This window comes from Streptomyces sp. NRRL WC-3549 (genome assembly GCF_000721935.1).
In the GTDB taxonomy this organism is placed as follows: Bacteria; Actinomycetota; Actinomycetes; order Streptomycetales; family Streptomycetaceae; genus Streptomyces.
Window position 1 is genome coordinate 1,529 of sequence record NZ_KL585467.1, and the last position, 2,786, is coordinate 4,314.

The 2,786-nt window shown below is 70.2% G+C and carries 1 protein-coding gene; it reads right to left on the reverse strand.

Features of this window, described 5'->3' with window-relative positions:
* Nucleotides 1-2,786: SDR family NAD(P)-dependent oxidoreductase (locus tag IH13_RS0136195; RefSeq protein WP_037843549.1), on the reverse strand; the 2,786-nt coding region annotated here is incomplete at both ends.

Below are 2,786 nucleotides of genomic sequence, written 5' to 3' on the forward strand. Positions count from 1 at the left end.
CCTCGAAGAGCTCCCATGACGCTTCCAGCAGCAGTCGCTGCTGGGGGTCCATCGCCAGCGCCTCACGCGGCGAGATCCCGAAGAATCCGGCGTCGAACTCACCGGCGTCGTGGAGGAACCCGCCATGGCGGGTGTACGTGGTGCCCGGATGCGCCGGGTCGGGGTCGTAGATGCCTTCCAGGTCCCAGCCACGGTCGGTCGGGAATTCCGAGATGCCGTCGGTGCCGGACACGAGGAGCCGCCACAGGTCATCGGGATTCGAAACCTCTCCCGGGTAGCGGCAGCTCATACCGACGATGGCTATGAGGTCGTCGTCCTTCGTCGGCGCCTGGAACTCGGTGGCCGACAGCCTCGACTGCGTACCCGAAAGCCCGGGCATTTCGTACTGTGCGGAGAGTTCGGCCGCAAGGAAGCGTGCCAGGACCGTCGGCGTCGGGTGGTCGAAGACCATGGTGGTGGGCAGCTGCAGCCGGGTCTCGGCGACGAGTGCGTTGCGCAGCTCGACGGCGGTCAGCGAGTCGAATCCCAGCTCGCGGAAAGCACGATCGGGCTCGACACCGTCGGGCGAAGCGTGCCCCAGGACACCTGCCGCCAAGGACCGCACCATGTCGGTCAGCGCTTCGGTGCGCTCGGCCGGGGCCAGGCCCGCGATCCGGTTCCACAGGGGCGAGTCGCCATCTGCGGAAGAGGACGCGGCACCGGGGGACTGCGCGAGCGCTTGCCGCACCTCGGCCAGTTCACTGATCAGAGGGCGGCTGCGGGCAGCGGTGAACACCGGTACGAACCGCGCCCAGTCCATGTCCGCGACGGTAACCAGGGTGTCGTCCCGGTCGAGTGCCTGCTGCAGGGCGGCGATCGCCGGCTCGGGTGCCATGGTCCGGATACCAAGGCGGAGCAACTGCTCGCCTTCTTCGCCGTCGGCCATGCCGCCACCCGCCCAGGCGCCCCAAGCGACCGCGGTCGCCGGAAGGCCCCGCGTCCTGCGGCGCTGCGCCAGCGCGTCGAGGTGGGCGTTGGCGGTGGCGTAACCGCTCTGGCCCCCACTGCCCCAAACTCCGGCTACGGAAGAGAAGACGACGAAAGCATCGAGGTCATGGCCCTCGAGGAGTTCGTCCAGGTGCACGGCGCCTGCGACCTTCGCGGAGATCTCCTCGGCGAGGGTCTCGGCAGTGGCTTCGGACAGCAGGGTGGCGGTGGCGACACCTGCCGCGTGTACGACGGTCCGGAGAGCAGCGCCCGGGTAGTCGGCCGCCGCGGCGTCGCACGCTTCGATCAACGCGGCCACGGCTGCACGGTCGGAGACGTCGCATGCGACGACGGTGGCCTTGGTGCCGAGCTCCTCCAGTTCGGCGACGAGTTCGGCCGCGCCAGGGGCGTCCGGGCCACGGCGGCTGGTGAGTACGAGGTGCTCGGCACCGCTCCGGGCGAGCCATCGGGCCACGTGACCGCCCAGTGCACCGGTTCCGCCGGTGATCAGCGCCGTACCTTGCGCCGTCCATACCGGTCCGACGGGGTCGGGACGGGTGTCCCGTACGAGACGGCGGACGAACGCCCCGGAGGGGCGCACCGCCACCTGGTCCTCGTTGCCGTCGGCGAGGAGGCCGATCAGCCGGGCGGCTGCACGGTCGTCCAGTGTCTCCGGGAGGTCCATGAGTCCGCCCCAGCGGTGGGCACACTCCAGGCCGACGACTCGCCCGAGTCCCCACAGCGAGGCCTGGACGGCGCTGGCCAGCGGGTCGGAGCGACCGACGGACATGGCACCACGGGTGGCCAGCCACAGCGGGGCGTCGATGCCCGTGTCTCCGAGTGCCTGGACGAGCGCCAGTGTCCCGGTCATGCCGGCGGTGACGACCGGATGAACGGGGGACGGCTGTTCGTCCAATGCCAGCAGGGAGAGTACGCCCACCGGCTGAGTGCCCTGCGCGCAGGCGTCGTCGAGCAGCTGGGCGAGTGAGAGGCGGTCGGCAGCAGCGGCGTCGGGCTCGACGGGGGTCACCCTGGCGCCGTGGGTGGTCAGTGCCTCGACCGTACGGGCGACGAGCGCGCTGTCCATGTGTCCCGCAGGCACGACGACCAGCCAGTCGCCCGACAGCTCAGCCGCCACCGGTAGGGCGAAGGGCTTCCATGTGATGCCGTAACGCCAGCCGTCGGCAGTGGTGTTGACCAGGCTCTGCCGACGCCAGGCGGAGAGTGCGGGCAGTGCGCCGGCCAGCGCTTCGGTGTCCTCGGGACGTATCGCGTCGACGAGTGAAGCCAGGTCCTCTCGCTCGACGGCGTCCCAGAACTGCGCCTCCGCCGGTGTGTTACCCACCACGGCGGTGCCGCTGTCGAGCTTCATGGTGACATGTGGCCAGTAGCGCTCACGCTGGAAGGCGTAGGTGGGGAGCTCGACCTGGCGTGCCCCGGCACCGGCGAAGTACCGGTTCCAGTCGACGTTCTGGCCGCGCACGTGGAGCTCGGCCGTTGCCGTGACGCAGGCCGACGCCTCGGGGCGCCCCTTGCGCAGGGCCGGAACGAAGACACGGCTCTCCGCGTCGGCGATGAGGCAGTCCTGTCCCATGGCTGACAGGACACCGTCCGGACCCAGCTCCAGGAACGCCGTCACGCCCTGGTCCTGCAGAGTACGTATCCCGTCGAGGAAGCGGACTGCCTGCCGGACGTGGCGCACCCAGTACTCAGGGGTGCATATCTCGCGCGACGGAACGACCGCTCCGGTGACGTTCGAGACGATGGCGATCCCGGGTGCGTGGAAGTCGAGGCCTTCGGCCACCGCGCGGAAGTCGTCC